The sequence below is a fragment of the Microbacterium sp. NPDC057944 genome (assembly GCF_042887445.1).
Taxonomy (GTDB): Bacteria; Actinomycetota; Actinomycetes; order Actinomycetales; family Microbacteriaceae; genus Microbacterium; species Microbacterium natoriense.
The window spans coordinates 1,815,673-1,830,441 of the sequence record NZ_JBHVPJ010000001.1 but is presented as its reverse complement, the minus strand read 5'-3'; the positions used below and the strand labels follow the sequence as shown (position 1 = coordinate 1,830,441).

The 14,769-nt window shown below is 67.7% G+C and carries 18 protein-coding genes; 2 read left to right on the top strand and 16 right to left on the bottom strand.

Annotated elements, in window-relative coordinates; genetic code table 11:
• Window position 1 precedes the first annotated feature (1 nt).
• Complete coding sequence (locus tag ACFVRO_RS08300) at window positions 2-1,030, bottom strand: Bug family tripartite tricarboxylate transporter substrate binding protein (RefSeq protein WP_386951224.1); 1,029 nt, start codon at window positions 1,028-1,030, stop codon at window positions 2-4.
• Window positions 1,031-1,191: 161 nt separating this feature from the next.
• Between ACFVRO_RS08300 and ACFVRO_RS08295 the strand changes: the two genes are divergently transcribed.
• Both ACFVRO_RS08295 and ACFVRO_RS08290 read left to right on the top strand, forming a co-directional pair.
• Window positions 1,192-2,412: a PAS domain-containing protein gene (locus ACFVRO_RS08295; RefSeq protein ID WP_386951221.1), complete on the top strand. Its 1,221-nt coding sequence runs from the start codon at window positions 1,192-1,194 to the stop codon at window positions 2,410-2,412.
• Between the two features lie 82 nt (window positions 2,413-2,494).
• A complete protein-coding gene (locus tag ACFVRO_RS08290; protein WP_386951218.1) occupies window positions 2,495-4,072 on the top strand; it encodes an AMP-binding protein in 1,578 nt (525 codons plus the stop codon).
• 158 nt (window positions 4,073-4,230) lie between these two features.
• On the opposite strand, the gene rplQ is transcribed toward ACFVRO_RS08290, so the two are convergent.
• The 15 genes from rplQ to rplR form a co-directional block, all read right to left on the bottom strand.
• Window positions 4,231-4,782, bottom strand: coding sequence for a 50S ribosomal protein L17 (gene rplQ, locus ACFVRO_RS08285; protein ID WP_341941424.1), 552 nt, complete (start codon window positions 4,780-4,782; stop codon window positions 4,231-4,233).
• A 63-nt stretch (window positions 4,783-4,845) separates the two neighbouring features.
• Window positions 4,846-5,835: a DNA-directed RNA polymerase subunit alpha gene (locus ACFVRO_RS08280; RefSeq protein WP_017201565.1), complete on the bottom strand. Its 990-nt coding sequence runs from the start codon at window positions 5,833-5,835 to the stop codon at window positions 4,846-4,848.
• A 124-nt stretch (window positions 5,836-5,959) separates the two neighbouring features.
• Entirely contained in the window at window positions 5,960-6,358 is a 399-nt protein-coding gene (gene rpsK, locus ACFVRO_RS08275) for a 30S ribosomal protein S11 (protein ID WP_050722515.1), read from the bottom strand.
• A gap of 31 nt (window positions 6,359-6,389) precedes the next feature.
• Window positions 6,390-6,764: a 30S ribosomal protein S13 gene (rpsM, locus tag ACFVRO_RS08270; protein ID WP_047524098.1), complete on the bottom strand. Its 375-nt coding sequence runs from the start codon at window positions 6,762-6,764 to the stop codon at window positions 6,390-6,392.
• 186 nt (window positions 6,765-6,950) lie between these two features.
• Complete coding sequence (gene rpmJ, locus ACFVRO_RS08265; protein ID WP_005050492.1) at window positions 6,951-7,067, bottom strand: 50S ribosomal protein L36; 117 nt, start codon at window positions 7,065-7,067, stop codon at window positions 6,951-6,953.
• Between the two features lie 64 nt (window positions 7,068-7,131).
• Window positions 7,132-7,353: a translation initiation factor IF-1 gene (gene infA / locus ACFVRO_RS08260; protein WP_005050493.1), complete on the bottom strand. Its 222-nt coding sequence runs from the start codon at window positions 7,351-7,353 to the stop codon at window positions 7,132-7,134.
• Between the two features lie 161 nt (window positions 7,354-7,514).
• Window positions 7,515-9,071 carry a choice-of-anchor A family protein gene (locus ACFVRO_RS08255; RefSeq protein WP_386951216.1) on the bottom strand — a complete coding sequence of 519 codons (1,557 nt, stop codon included), beginning with the start codon at window positions 9,069-9,071 and terminating at the stop codon, window positions 7,515-7,517.
• Between the two features lie 161 nt (window positions 9,072-9,232).
• The gene (locus tag ACFVRO_RS08250) at window positions 9,233-9,901 is read right to left on the bottom strand and encodes a DsbA family protein (protein WP_386951213.1); all 669 of its coding nucleotides are present in this window, start codon (window positions 9,899-9,901) and stop codon (window positions 9,233-9,235) included.
• A 125-nt stretch (window positions 9,902-10,026) separates the two neighbouring features.
• Complete coding sequence (map, locus tag ACFVRO_RS08245; RefSeq protein ID WP_386951210.1) at window positions 10,027-10,875, bottom strand: type I methionyl aminopeptidase; 849 nt, start codon at window positions 10,873-10,875, stop codon at window positions 10,027-10,029.
• A gap of 1 nt (window position 10,876) precedes the next feature.
• Entirely contained in the window at window positions 10,877-11,473 is a 597-nt protein-coding gene (locus ACFVRO_RS08240) for an adenylate kinase (RefSeq protein ID WP_386951208.1), read from the bottom strand.
• Entirely contained in the window at window positions 11,470-12,792 is a 1,323-nt protein-coding gene (gene secY, locus ACFVRO_RS08235; protein WP_386951205.1) for a preprotein translocase subunit SecY, read from the bottom strand. Before secY ends, ACFVRO_RS08240 begins: the two co-directional genes overlap by 4 nt.
• Window positions 12,793-12,895: 103 nt before the next feature.
• A complete protein-coding gene (gene rplO / locus ACFVRO_RS08230) occupies window positions 12,896-13,528 on the bottom strand; it encodes a 50S ribosomal protein L15 (protein ID WP_386951202.1) in 633 nt (210 codons plus the stop codon).
• Complete coding sequence (gene rpmD, locus ACFVRO_RS08225) at window positions 13,528-13,713, bottom strand: 50S ribosomal protein L30 (RefSeq protein ID WP_067121122.1); 186 nt, start codon at window positions 13,711-13,713, stop codon at window positions 13,528-13,530. Before rpmD ends, rplO begins: the two co-directional genes overlap by 1 nt.
• On the bottom strand, window positions 13,713-14,411 hold the full coding sequence (gene rpsE / locus ACFVRO_RS08220; RefSeq protein ID WP_386951200.1) for a 30S ribosomal protein S5: 699 nt from the start codon (window positions 14,409-14,411) through the stop codon (window positions 13,713-13,715). The genes rpmD and rpsE overlap by 1 nt, the downstream gene beginning before the upstream one ends.
• Window positions 14,408-14,767: a 50S ribosomal protein L18 gene (gene rplR, locus ACFVRO_RS08215; protein ID WP_105673683.1), complete on the bottom strand. Its 360-nt coding sequence runs from the start codon at window positions 14,765-14,767 to the stop codon at window positions 14,408-14,410. Before rplR ends, rpsE begins: the two co-directional genes overlap by 4 nt.
• Window positions 14,768-14,769 lie beyond the last annotated feature (2 nt).

The following is a 14,769-nucleotide window of genomic DNA, read 5'->3' as shown; positions in this document are numbered from 1 at the left end:
GTCACTGCACCAGCCCGATGTTCTTCAGCGTCGCGGTGACCTCCGTGATGTTGCCGGTGAGGAAGTCGTCGAACTCGGCGCCCGTGAGGAAGGCGTCGGCCCAGCCCCTCGTCTCCAGCTCATCCGTCCACGCCTGCGAGTCGTGCAGCTCGGTGACGATGCGCACGAGCTCGTCCCTGTCGCCGTCGGAGATGCCTCCGGGGGCGATCACGCCGCGCCAGTTCGTGAGCACGACGTCGTAGCCGGCATCCGTGATGGTCGGCACGTCGGGAAGCTGCTCGACCGGCTCCTCCGACGACACGGCGAGCGCCTTCATGGTGCCTGCATCGATGTGCTGCAGGAACTCGCCGACACCGGAGATGCCCGCGGAGACCTTGCCACCGAGGATCAGCGAGGTCGCCTCACCGCCGCCGGAGTTGGGCGTGTAGTTGAGCTTCTGCGCGATCTCGGAGCCGTCGAGCCCCGCTTCTTCGAGCATGAGCCCCGCGAGGATGTGGTCCGCGCCGCCGGCCGAGCCGCCCGTGATGGTCACGGCCTGCCCGTTGTCGACGACGTCCTCCACGAGGTCCTCGAGGGTGTCGTACTTCGAGTCCGCCGGCACGACGACGACCAGCGGCTCGTCGGTGAGGCGGGCGATCGGGGTCATGTCCTCGATGCGGACGGCGGAGGCGTTGGTCTCCACTGCGCCGACCATGACGAGCCCCATGACCATCAGGGTGTTCGCGTCCTTCTCGTTCGCCAGCTGGGCGAGACCGACCGTGCCGCCGGCACCGCCGACGTTCGTGACGGGCGCGGAGCTCACGACCTTCTCCTCCGTGAGCAGCTGCGACAGGGCGCGCCCTGTCTGATCCCACCCTCCGCCGGGGTCGGCGGGGACGACGATGTTCAGGTCGCTGATCGTCACGGCCTCGTCTGCTCCGGCGTCGTCCGATCCGGTTCCCGTCGAGCCGCCACCTCCGGCGCACGAGGTGAGGGCCAGGGTGGCTGCGGCGGCCAGGGCCGTCAGGGTGCCGATACGGGTCTTCTTCATCTTCGCTCCTCCTTGAGCGTCGGGTGCTGTCCGTCCACCTTCGAAGGACGGATGCCGCCGCTCAAGCTTCGGAAACCATTGGTCGCGGTTCTGAAACTATTGGTCGCGAGCGGCGCCTCCCCCGTGTCGCCCCGCACGAGGGCAGCGAGGAGAATGGTCCGGTGGCCTCGAAGATGACGCTCCGGATGCAGCTGCTCGCGCTGCAGGCGCTGATCGTGTTCCTGGTGACCCTGGCCACGGGCATCATCGCGGGGGCGTTCCAGGAGAACGCGCTGCGGGAGTCGTACAAGGACAGGATGCAGGCCGTCGCCCAGTCCGTCGCGCAGCTGCCCACCGTGCTCGACGCCTTCGACGACGAGGACCCGTCTGCGACCATCCAGCCGGTCGCGGAGGTGATCCGCAAGGCTTCCGACCTCGCGTACATCGTCGTGGCCAATGCGGAGGGCATCCGGTACTCCCACCCGCATCCCGACCTGATCGGAGAGCCCGTCTCGACCGATCCGTCGATCCCCCTCTCCGGCAAGATCTACGTCGGGACGCAGACCGGGACCCTCGGCCCGTCCTGGCGGGTGAAGGTGCCGATCCGTGCCGACGACGGCGAGGTCATCGGCACGGTGTCGGTCGGCATCCTGGAGGAGGATCTGAGCGCCGACTTCCTCGGCGGGCTCGCCTGGCTGATCTCCGCGATGCTCGCGGCCGCCGTGCTCGGCGTCTTCGGCTCGGCGTGGGTGACGTCCGTCATCCGCCGGCGCATCTACCGTCTGGAGCCCCACCAGATCGCGGCGCTCGTGAAGAACCAGGAGACGACGCTGCACAGGCTCAGCGAAGGGGTCGTCTCGGTGAACGGCGCCGGACGGATCACCCTGGCCAACGACGCCGCCGCACGGTTCCTCGGGAGGGATGCCGAGGAACTCGACGGCGCCGACGCCGCGGAGATGCTCGGGGACGAACTGTACACGGTGCTGCGCGAGGGAGAGGCGACGGGACGCCCGGTGATCGTGGGCTCGCACGTGCTCGTCGCCCGCAGCACGGGCGGTGAGGTCGACGGCGCCGGCGTCGAGGCGACGCTGCTGCTGCGCGACCACACCGAGCTGCACGATGTCGTGCGCCGCGTGGAGGCCGCCGACGCCATCATCGCCTTCCGTCAGCGCTTCGGCCTGCCCAAGGGCCTGAGCGCCGAGACGCTCGATCGCGTCGCGGGCGCCCTGGGATCACGGGTCGACGCGTCGGCGAGCGAGATCGGCGAGGCCCTGCAGATCTCCCGCGTCAGCGCACGACGCTATCTGGAGCACCTCGCGAGCTCCGGCAGGGCGGTCAGGGCGCTCGACTACTCGACGAAGGGGCGTCCGAGCACACGGTATCGGACCATCGAGAACAACTGACCCCTGGGACTCGGTCCCGTAATGTGCGACACTGGATCGCATCAGACGGCGCCACCGGCAGACCCGGATCGAAGGAGATCTCATGGTTCGCAGTACCTACCCCGATGTCGAGATCCCCGAGGTCTCCATCTACGACTTCCTCTTCGGGGGCCTCGACGAGTCTCGACTGGACGCGGTCGCGCTCGTCGACGGGGTGAGCGGAGCGACGACGACGTACCGTCAGCTCGTCGGTCAGATCGACCTGTTCGCCGGCGCCCTCGCCGCCCGCGGGGTCGGGGTCGGCACCGTCGTCGGCGTGCTGTGCCCGAACGTCCCCGCCTTCGCGACGGTGTTCCACGGCATCCTGCGCGCTGGAGCCACCGCCACGACCATCAACTCCCTCTACACGGCCGACGAGATCGCGAATCAGCTGACGGATGCCGGTGCCACCTGGCTCGTCACGGTGTCGCCCCTGCTGCCCGGCGCCCAGGCGGCCGCGGAGAAGCTGGGCATCGACGCCGACCATGTGATCGTGCTCGACGGCGCCGACGGCCACCCCTCGCTGCCCGCTCTCCTCGGCGAAGGGCATCCGGCGCCCGAGGTGTCGTTCGACCCCGCGACGCACCTCGCGGTGCTCCCCTACTCGTCCGGCACCACAGGTCGGCCCAAGGGCGTCATGCTCACGCACCGCAACCTCGTCGCCAACGTGTCGCAGTGCCAGCCCGTTCTCGGCGTCGACGAGACCGACCGCGTGCTCGCGGTGCTGCCCTTCTTCCACATCTACGGCATGACCGTGCTGCTCAACTTCGCGCTGCATCAGCGCGCCGGACTCGTGACGATGCCCCGGTTCGACCTCGCCGAGTTCCTGCGCATCATCGCCGAGCACCGCACGACCTGGGTGTTCGTGGCCCCTCCCATCGCGGTGGCTCTGGCCAAGCATCCGATCGTCGACCAGTACGACCTGTCCTCGATCAAGGTGGTGTTCTCGGGCGCGGCTCCGCTCGACGGCGCGCTTGCCTCCGCGGTCGCCTCCCGACTCGGCTGCACGGTCACGCAGGGCTACGGCATGACGGAGACCAGCCCCGCCGTGAACCTCATCTCGGAGACGCGAGACGACATCGACCGCTCCAGCATCGGTCCGCTCGTGCCCAACACCGAGGCCCGGCTGGTCGACCCGGAGTCCGGCGCCGACGTCGAGGTCCCCGTCGAGGGCGTGAGCGAACCGGGTGAGCTGTGGGTCCGCGGGCCGCAGGTCATGGTCGGCTACCTGAACCGCCCGGATGCGACCGCCGAGATGCTGGATGCCGACGGCTGGCTGCACACCGGAGACGTCGCGACCGTGACGCACGACGGCATCTACCGGATCGTCGACCGCCTCAAGGAGCTCATCAAGTACAAGGGCTATCAGGTCGCCCCCGCCGTGCTCGAGGCCGTGCTGCTGGAGCATCCGTCCATCGCTGACGCCGCCGTCATCGGCGCGTTCGACGAAGACGGCCAGGAGGTGCCGAAGGCGTTCGTCGTCGTGCAGCCGGGCGCGGAGCTGGATGCGGATGCCGTCATGGCTCATGTCGCCTCCCACGTCGCCCCGCACGAGAAGGTACGCCAGGTGGAGTTCATCGACGTCATCCCGAAGTCCGCATCCGGCAAGATCCTCCGGAAGGACCTCCGCATCCGCACCTGAGACGGGTCCCCCAGGCCCGGTCCCCACGCTCTCCTCGCTGATTCCGTCGATCCCCGGTCTCCATACGGCGGATCCGCGAGGGGAGCAGTTCCCCCCAGGAACACGAAGAAGCCCGCCGCCCCGGAAGGGGACGGCGGGCTTCTTCAGCAAGCGGGTGCTTACTCGGACTTCTCCTCGACGGCGTCCGCGGCAGCAGCCTCGGCGGCCTCGCCCTCGGCCTGCGACTCGGCGCCTGCCTCGGCGGCCTCGTCGACGACGGGAGCCTCCTCGACGGGAGCCTCCTCGACGACCTCGGCCGGCTTCTCAGCCTTCGGGGCAGCCTTCTTCGTCGACTTCGCCTTGGGGGTGACGGGCTCGAGGACGAGCTCGATCACGGCCATGGGAGCGTTGTCGCCCTTGCGGTTGCCGATCTTCGTGATGCGGGTGTAGCCACCCTCACGGTCGGCGACCAGCGGCGCGATCTCGTTGAAGAGGATGTGCGCGGCGTCCTTGTTGGAACGCAGCACCGTGAGCGCACGACGGCGCGCGTGCAGGTCGCCGCGCTTGCCGAGCGTCACGAGACGCTCTGCGAGCGGACGCAGGCGCTTCGCCTTGGTCTCGGTCGTGGTGATCGACTTGTGGGTGAAGAGCTGGGCCGCGAGGTTGGCAAGCAGCAGGCGCTCGTGTGCGGGGCCGCCTCCGAGGCGGGGACCCTTGGTGGGCTTGGGCATATCTAACTCCTGGTCAGGAAAGGTCGGGTCAGCTGGCCTCTGCCAGATGACAATCCGGGTGGGTCAGAAGGACTCGTCTTCGCTGCCGCCGTAGAAGTGGGCGCCGTCGAAACCGGGCACCGAATCCTTGAGCGACAGACCGAGCGAGATGAGCTTGTCGCGCACCTCGTCGACCGACTTCTGGCCGAAATTGCGGATGTTCATGAGCTGCGTCTCCGACAGGGCGACGAGCTCGGAAACAGTGTTGATGCCCTCACGCTTCAGGCAGTTGTACGAGCGCACGGACAGGTCGAGGTCCTCGATCGGCATGGACAGCTCGCTGGAGTTCACAGCCTCCACCGGCGCCGGGCCGATCTCGATGCCCTCGGCCTCGACGTTCAGCTCGCGGGCGAGGCCGAACAGCTCGGTGAGCGTCTTCGCAGCCGAGGCGACGGCGTCGCGGGGGCTGATCGCCGACTTGGTCTCGACGTCGAGGACGAGCTTGTCGAAGTCGGTGCGCTCACCCGCACGGGTGGCGTCGACGCGGTAGCTGACCTTGAGGACCGGCGAGTAGATCGAGTCGATCGGGATCTGACCCGCCTCTGCGTACTCGTTGCGGTTCTGCGTCGCCGAGACGTAGCCGCGGCCGCGCTCGATGGTGAGCTCCAGCTCGAACTTCGCCGTGTCGTTCAGCGTCGCGATGACGAGCTCGGGGTTGTGCACCTCGACACCGGCCGGAGCCGAGATGTCGGCGGCGGTCACTTCGCCCGCACCGGTCTTGCGCAGGTACGCCGTGATCGGCTCGTCGCGCTCGGACGAGACGACGAGCTGCTTGATGTTGAGGATGATCTCGGTGACATCCTCCTTCACGCCGGGGATGGTGCTGAACTCGTGCAGCACGCCGTCGATGCGAACGCTGGTGACCGCGGCGCCGGGGATCGACGACAGCAGGCTGCGACGCAGCGCGTTGCCGATCGTGTATCCGAAGCCGGGCTCCAGAGGCTCGATGATGAACCGGCTCCGGTTCTCGACGATCTTTTCCTCGGTCAGTGTGGGACGCTGTGCAATAAGCACTCTGTGTTCCTTTCGATCACATGCCCGCTATATGACATGTGGTGTGGTGAGGTCTTGAGTTGTGGAAGTCATGCCCGCACGCGGGCATGCGAGGGATGCCGTGGCACCCCTCGCATGAGCCGGATCAGACGCGGCGACGCTTCGGCGGGCGGCAGCCGTTGTGCGCCTGCGGGGTGACGTCCGAGATCGAGCCGACCTCGAGGCCAGCGGCCTGGAGCGAGCGGATCGCGGTCTCGCGGCCGGAGCCCGGACCCTTCACGAGGACGTCGACCTTCTTGACGCCGTGCTCCGCAGCCTGACGGGCGGCGGACTCGGCAGCCATACCGGCGGCGTACGGGGTCGACTTGCGGGAGCCCTTGAAGCCCACGCCACCCGACGACGCCCACGCGATGACAGCGCCGGACGGGTCGGTGATCGAGACGATCGTGTTGTTGAACGTCGACTTGATGTGGGCCTGGCCCAGCGCGATGTTCTTCTTTTCCTTGCGGCGCGGCTTGCGCGCGGCGGCCTTGGGTGCAGCCATGAAAATGTTCTCCTAGTCCCTGGGGCCGCGCTTAGCGGGCCTTCTTCTTGCCTGCGACGGTGCGCTTCGGGCCCTTGCGGGTACGGGCGTTGGTCTTGGTGCGCTGACCACGGACCGGGAGACCACGACGGTGGCGGATGCCCTCGTAGGAGCCGATCTCGACCTTGCGGCGGATGTCTGCTGCAACCTCGCGGCGCAGGTCACCCTCCACCTTGTAGTTGCCTTCGATGTAGTCGCGGAGGGCGATCAGCTGGTCGTCGCTGAGGTCCTTCACGCGGATGCTCTCGTCGATCTCCGTAGCCTTGAGGATCTCGACCGAGCGGGTACGGCCGACGCCGTAGATGTAGGTAAGGGCGATCACCACGCGCTTGTCGCGCGGGATGTCAACGCCGGCAAGACGTGCCATGCGGTTCTCCTGGGTGTTGTGGAGGTGTGGAACAGGATCGGTGCCCGGGCCTCCGCCCCGAGGTGTCCCCCACCGGAGTGGGATCTGATCCTGCCTGTTCGTCGCGGTCGGTGAGCGAGCGAAGAGAGACGAGACGCCTCATCGCTCGCGCGACCTGTATTGAGTTGTGTGTCAGATCTCTAGGGATCAGCCCTGGCGCTGCTTGTGGCGCGGGTTGCTCTTGCAGATCACCATGACGCGGCCGTGGCGGCGGATCACCTTGCAGTGATCGCAGATGGGCTTGACGCTGGGGTTGACCTTCATGATTTTTCCTGTTCGCTGTCTTCACCGGGCAGGCACGATGCCTGGGGTGTTACTTCTCGACCGATCAGCGGTAGCGATAGACGATGCGCCCGCGCGTGAGGTCATAGGGGCTGAGCTCCACGACCACGCGGTCCTCGGGGATGATGCGGATGTAGTTCTGCCGCATCTTGCCTGAGATCGTTGCCAGAACCTTGTGTCCGTTGGTGAGCTCAACGCGGAACATCGCGTTGGGCAGCGCCTCGGACACGACGCCCTCGATCTCGATGACACCGTCTTTCTTAGCCATAGCCTCGCTGACGCTTCTGCAGACCGGTCGATCTGCGGTGGGTGATTTGGATTGCGGTGCTGCACCGATTCAGACACGCCGAATCAAGGCGCAAGGCACCAAAGATCTATGGTATCCGACGGCGGGGGTTCCGGCAAGCTGGCGCCCCCGCCGTCGATGCGTCACTCCGCGACGCGCCGAGCGCGCGCGGCGAGGAAGAGGACGACACCGCCGAGGAGCACCACCGCGCCTCCCCCGATCAGCCAGGTCGACGCCTGGCCGCCGGTGGTCGCGAGCGCTCCGTCGTGGGCGCCGCTCGCATCGCCGGTCGCCGCAGCCGTGGCCGAGGCCGCGGCGCTGGCAGCCGCGTTCGCGTCGGCAGCGGTGCTAACGCCCGCAGACGCCCCGTCCGCCCCCGCGTCGGCGTGCACGCCGTTCGCATCCGCGCCCGCATCCGCACCATTCGCATCCGCGCCCGCATCCGCACCATTCGCATCCGCACCGGCATCCGCACCGGCATCCGCACCATTCGCATCCGCGCCCGCATCCGCACCATTCGCATCAGCGCCCGCATCCGCACCGGCATCCGCACCATTCGCATCCGCACCGGCATCCGCACCGTTCGCATCGGCGTCGGCGTCCGCGTCCACACCGGGATCGGGGTCATCACCGCATGTCCCCGACCAGGGGTAGGCGTGCATCTCGTTGCCGCCGCCGCTGGCGAGGAGGTCGCCGCCGACGTACATGCGCCCATTGGTGTTGGCGATCACCTCGGCGTCGGCGTGGGGAGCCAGGAACGACCCGGGGATCTGCGTGGATCCTCCGATCGTCGCCGTCGTCGCGTCCTCGAGGTTCCAGAGGATGGATGCGGCGATGTCGCCGTCTCCCGGCGACGTCATCGCGATGCCGAACGGCGCCCGCAGGTCGTTGTAGTCGTACGCGTTGGCCTTCAGGCTGACGGCGTCGCCGCTCACGTTCACCACGATCGGCGCGTGCGGACGGATGTTGCGGAAGTAGATCGCGTTCGCGGATCCGAGCTGCTCCGCGGTGACGTCGAACACCTGCAGCTCGTCGGCGCCGGTGCCCCTGAGCTCCATGTCGACCCAGCCGGCCCCCTGCACGGTGACGACGCCGTTGGCGGTCTCGTCGCTCAGCGCGGAGGACCACCCCTCGACACGGCTCTGGAAGGAGCCGTGGGGGTCCAGCGCCACCGGGGCGGTCAGTCCCGTCTCCAGGGACGCTCCGCTGTTCTGGATGCTGCCAGGAGCCGCAGAGCCGCCGATCCTGACGGCTCCACCGGGGTTCGACGTGTCGCCGACGTGCAGGACGGCGGCGTCGGCCGTCGTCACGTCTCCGCCGACCTGGAGCTGGGTCTCTCCGGGCGCGGGGCGGATGTCGGATCCGATCGCGATGCCGACGATGAAGCTGCGGTCGATGTGCATGTCACCGCCGACCACGACCAGCCCTTCGGCCTCGGCCGATCCGGTCACCGTGAAATCGCCGCCGACGTAGGTGTTGATGCCCGTGTCGTGCACCTGCGGCTGCCACGGACCGCTCCCGTCGATCCACGGGAACCCGCCGTCCGGCGTGCACATCCCCAGCGGTGCTCCGATGCCTCCAGGCAACGGAGCGGCGAACGCCGCGGGGGCGGCGCCTCCGGCGATCATCGCGATTCCCACGGCGGCAACGGCGGCCGCTCCTCCAGCGCGCTTCGGGCGCGCGAAATTGCTCTTCATCATGTCTCCCTCCCCGGTTCATGATGGACTTTTGTTACCTTAGCTAACTAATCTGAGCGGCGCCTGGGCGGAGCCGCTCCTGCACACGACGAAGCGGGCCCGCGATAACTCGCGGACCCGCTTCGGGATGTGTGCGTTCAGGCGTCGGAGCGCCCGGACGACGGTCAGCTGATCAGGTCGGTGAACGTCTTCATGTCTGCGGCATCCTGGAGGTTGAGGCGCTTGCCGTTGACCTCGACGGTCGGAGTCCCCTTGATGTCGTGCGCCTTCGCCTGGGCGGCACCGAACTTGCGGTAGGTGTCGTCGGTGATGCACGAGGCGGCGTCATCCGCGCCGACCTGCTTCGCGAACTCGACGAGCTGAGCGTTCGTCAGACCGGTGCTGTTCTCCGCGGGCTGGTTCTCGAACAGCGCCTTGGCGAAGTCGAGGTACTTGTCGGGGTTCGACTCCGCGACGCAGACCGCGGCGCCCGCCGAGCGCGACGAGTACTCGGTGCCCTGTGAGTAGCGGTCGAGGATCGCGATGGGGTGGTACGAGAGCGTGATGCGCCCGTCGGCGGCTGCCGCCTCGAGGTCGGCACCGAACTGGTCCTCGAAGCTCTTGCAGATCGGGCACTGGAAGTCCGCGAAGACCGCGATCTCATCCTTGCCCTCACCGAATGAGATCGCGCCGGTCTTGGCGTCGAACGTCTGGTTGCTGGTGGGAGTCGCGCCCGGGCTGGTCGCCTGGTTGTTCATGAACCACACGACGCCACCGAGCGCGATCAGCACGACGACCACGGCCGCGGACACGCCGACCGCGAACCAGTTGGTGTTCTTCTTCGCGACTGCCATTGCTTTCCGATCTGTCGAGGCCCACTGTCGTGAGTCCGCCTTGAAGTCCTCGGGCGCAGATGCGCCACACGACTCTATTCTGCCTGGAGAAACCTATGCGGCTGTTGTGACCGCATCCGGGGCGCCTAGGCGATCGGCGTCGGCGTCACGCCGAAGGCAGCGAGACCCGCCGCTCCCCCGTCGGCTGCGGTGAGAACCCAGATACCGCCGTCGTGCACGGCGACGCTGTGCTCCCAGTGCGAGCCATCCGAGCCGTCGAGCGTCGAGACGGTCCAGTCGTCGTCCTCGACGAAGGTCGCCTCTCCACCCGCGGTCACCATCGGCTCGATCGCGAGCACCAGGCCGGGCTTGATCTCGGCTCCGGGGTCGGGCGTCCGGTAGTTGAAGACGCTGGGCGCCTCGTGCATCTTCCGGCCGATACCGTGGCCCACGTACTCGCGAAGGATGCCGTAGGTCTCGCCGGAGACGGCCGAAGGTCCCTGGTCCTCGATGTACCCCTGGATGGCCGCACCGATGTCGCCGATGTGCGAGACCGACGCCATGGCGGCGATGCCCGCCCACATCGAGCCCTCGGTCACCCGGGACAGCTCGGTGCGGCGGGCGACGAGCTCGGCATCCGCGTCGCCGGGCACGATGAACGTGCGCGCGCTGTCGCCGTTCCACCCCTGGTACTGCGCGCCGCCGTCGACCGAGACGATGTCTCCCGCCTCCAGCACGCGATCACCGGGGATGCCGTGCACGACCTCCTCGTTGACCGACACGCACAGCGTGTGGCGGTAGCCGCGGACGAGCTGGAAGTTCGACTCCGCACCGCAGTCCAGGATCGTCCTGTTCGCGGCGGTGTCGAGCTCGAGAGTCGTGACGCCCGGACGGATCAGCGGAGCGACGGCGTCGAGCGCCGCGGCCGTGATGAGCCCCGGCTCGACCATCGACCGCAGCTGCGCGGGGGTCTTGTAGATCGAGCGACGGAACATCTCAGACCGCGACGCGGAGGCCGCGGGCGTCGAGCGACGCGAAGATGCGCTCGGTGATCTCGTCGAGCGAGCCCACGCCGTCGATCGTGTCCACGATGCCGCGAGGACCGTACACGGACAGGATCGGAGCGGTCTCGTGCTCGTAGATGTCCAGCCGGTGCGCGATGGCCTCGGGGGTGTCGTCGGTGCGACCCTGCTCGGTCGCACGCAGCGCCAGACGCGAGATGCTCTCGTCGCGCGGCACGTCGAGCAGGATCACCGCGTCGAGGCTCTCGCCACGGCCAGCGAGGAACTCGTCGAGGTGCTCGACCTGATGCGTGTTGCGCGGGTAGCCGTCGAGCAGGAAGCCTGCGGCGGCGTCGTCCTGCGCGAGTCGATCGCGGACGATCTCGCTGGTCAGCTCGTCGGGCACGAGGTCGCCGGCGTCGAGGATCGCGGTCACCTGCCGGCCCAGCTCGGTGCCGGCCTTGATGTTCGCGCGGAAGATGTCTCCCGTCGACACCACGGGGATGCCGAACGACTCGGCGATGCGCACACCCTGCGTGCCCTTGCCGGAGCCCTGGGGGCCGACGATCAGGAGACGAGCGGATGCGGTCATCGGAGGAGCCCTTCGTAGTGTCGCTGCTGCAGCTGCGCGTCGATCTGCTTGACCGTCTCGAGACCCACACCGACGATGATGAGGATCGAGGCGCCGCCGAACGGGAAGTTCTGGTTGGCGTTGACGACGGCCAGGGCGATGAGCGGGATGAGCGCGATCAGACCGAGGTAGATCGAGCCGGGCAGCGTGATGCGCGTGAGCACGTAGTCGAGGTACTCGGCGGTCGGGCGCCCCGCGCGGATGCCGGGGATGAAGCCGCCGTACTTCTTCATGTTGTCGGCGACCTCGACCGGGTTGAACGTGATCGCGACGTAGAAGTACGTGAAGCCGATGATCAGCAGGAAGTACACCAGCATGTAGATCGGGTGGTCGCCCTTGGTGAAGTTCGCCGTGATCCAGGTCACCCAGGCTGCGGGCGTCGAACCGTCCTGCGGAGTGTTGAACTGCGCGATCAGCGCCGGGATGTACAGCAGCGACGAGGCGAAGATCACGGGGATCACGCCGGCCATGTTCACCTTGATCGGGATGTACGTGTTCGTACCGCCGTAGGTGCGGCGCCCGACCATGCGCTTGGCGTACTGGACCGGGATGCGTCGCTGGGACTGCTCGACGAAGACGACGAGCCCCATCACGATCACACCGACGACGAGCACCATCAGGAAGATCTCGAAGCCCTTGGTCTGCCAGATGAGCCACATGGCGCCGGGGAAGGTCGCGGCGATCGAGGTGAAGATGAGCAGCGACATGCCATTGCCGATGCCGCGCTCGGTGACGAGCTCGGCGAACCACATGATGAGTCCGGTGCCTGCGGTCATCGCGACGATGATGAGCAGCTGCGCCCACCACACGTCGTTCGTCAGCAGGTTCTGGCAAGCGGCGACGTCGGTGTTGCCGAAGAGCTGCCCGCTGCGCGCGACGGTGACCAGCGTGGTCGACTGCAGCAGCGCGAGAGCGATGGTGAGGTAGCGCGTGTACTGGGTCAGCTTGGACTGCCCTGCCTGACCTTCCTTGTGCAGCGCCTCGAAGTGCGGGATCACCACACGGAGCAGCTGCGTGATGATCGTCGCGGTGATGTACGGCATGACGCCGAGGGCGAAGATCGACAGCTGCAGCAGCGCACCGCCGGAGAAGAGATTGACGAGACCCAGAAGGCCTTCCGTACCGGAGTTCTGCGCGAGACACGCCTCGACGTTCGGGAAGTGCACGAACGGAGCGGGGATGTTGGACCCGAGCCGGTAGATGGCGACGATCGCCAGAGTGAAACCGATCTTCCGACGCAGGTCGGGCGTGCGGAAGATCCGCGCGATGGCGCTAAACAAGGACGTCCTCCTGAAAAGGTTGCCTATCCCTGAGGGATGGCTGAAAGACCAGGGTAACTCAAAAGAGGGGCCGGAGATTTCTCCGACCCCTCTCTTGCAGTGGTTACTTGACGGATCCGCCCGCAGCCACGATCTTCTGCTCGGCAGAACCCGAGACCTTGTCGACCGCGACGGTGAGCTTCACGGCGATGTCGCCGTTGCCCAGAACCTTGACCTTCTCGTTCTTGCGAACGGCACCCTTGGCGACCAGGTCGCTGACGGTGACGTCGCCACCGGCCGGGTACAGCTCCGCGAGCCTCTCCAGGTTCACGACCTGGTACTCCACGCGGAACGGGTTCTTGAACCCGCGCAGCTTCGGGGTGCGCATGTGCAGAGGCATCTGCCCACCCTCGAAGCCGACGCGAACGGTGTTGCGGGCCTTGGTGCCCTTGGTGCCGCGACCGGCCGTCTTGCCCTTGGAGCCCTCACCGCGACCGACACGGGTCTTCGCGGTGTTGGATCCGGGGACCGGACGCAGGTGGTGCACCTTCAGGACGCCGGGGCGGGATGCCGGAGCATCCTTCTTCGGCGCAGCCTTCTTGGCGGCGGGCTTCTTCGCAGGAGCCTCGGCCTTGGCGTCGGCCGCGGCCTTCGCCGGAGCCTTGGCCGCAGTGGGCTTCTTCGCGGCGGCAGCCTTGGGGGCCGCTGCCTTCTTCGGGGCCTTCTCAGCCTCGACGGCTTCGTTCTTCTCAGCCATTAGTCGATCTCCTCAACCTTCACGAGGTGGGCGACGGTCTTGACGTAGCCGCGCGTCTGCGCGTCGTCGGGGCGAACGGTGCTGTCACCGATGCGCTTCAGACCGAGGCTGCGCAGCGTGTCACGCTGGTTCTGCTTCTCGCTCACCTTGGACTTGATCTGCGTGACCTTGAGCCGGGCGGCCATCAGGCACCTACCTTCTGTGCGGCGATGGCCTCAGCCTCGGCGCGGACGAGACGCGCAGGTGCGACCTGGTCGAACTCGAGGCCACGACGCGCGGCGACCGCACGGGGCTCCTCGAGCTGCTTCAGGGCCGCGACCGTCGCGTGCACGATGTTGATCGTGTTCGACGAGCCGAGCGACTTCGACAGCACGTCGTGGATGCCGGCGCACTCGAGCACGGCGCGGACCGGACCACCGGCGATGACACCGGTACCGGCAGCGGCCGGACGAAGCAGGACCACACCGGCGGCCGCCTCACCCTGCACCGGGTGCGGGATGGTGCTGCCGACGCGCGGAACGCGGAAGAAGTTGCGCTTGGCCTCTTCGACACCCTTCGAGATGGCCAGGGGCACCTCGCGGGCCTTGCCGTAACCGACGCCGACCAGACCGTTGCCGTCGCCGACGACCACGAGAGCGGTGAAGCTGAAGCGACGACCACCCTTCACGACCTTCGACACGCGGTTGATCGTGACGACGCGCTCGAGGAACTGGTTGTCACCACGGTCGCGCGAGTTGCGGTCGCGGCCACCCTGGTTGCGGTCACCACGGCCACCGCCGCGGCGGTTGTCGCGCTGAGACGGCTCGGCCTGCGTGGTGCCGGCCGCCGTCTCGGAAGTGGCAGCAGCCGCTTCGGTCACTTCGTTCTCCTTGTTGTCACTCACAGTGCCAGGCCCCCTTCGCGAGCGCCATCGGCGATGGCGGCGACACGACCGGCGTAGCGGTTGCCGCCACGGTCGAACACTGCCTCGGAAACGCCTGCGGCCTTCGCGCGCTCGGCGAGGAGCTCGCCGACCTTGCGGGCCTTGGCGGTCTTGTCACCCTCGAGCGTGCGCAGGTCGGTCTCGAGCGTCGAAGCCGACGCCACGGTGTGACCCTTGCTGTCGTCGACGAGCTGCACGAAGACGTGGCGAGCCGAACGGTTGACGACGAGACGCGGACGCGCCTCGGTGCCGACGACCTTCTTGCGAAGGCGGGCGTGACGACGCGCGCGGGCGTCAGACTTTGACTTGAGAGCCATGG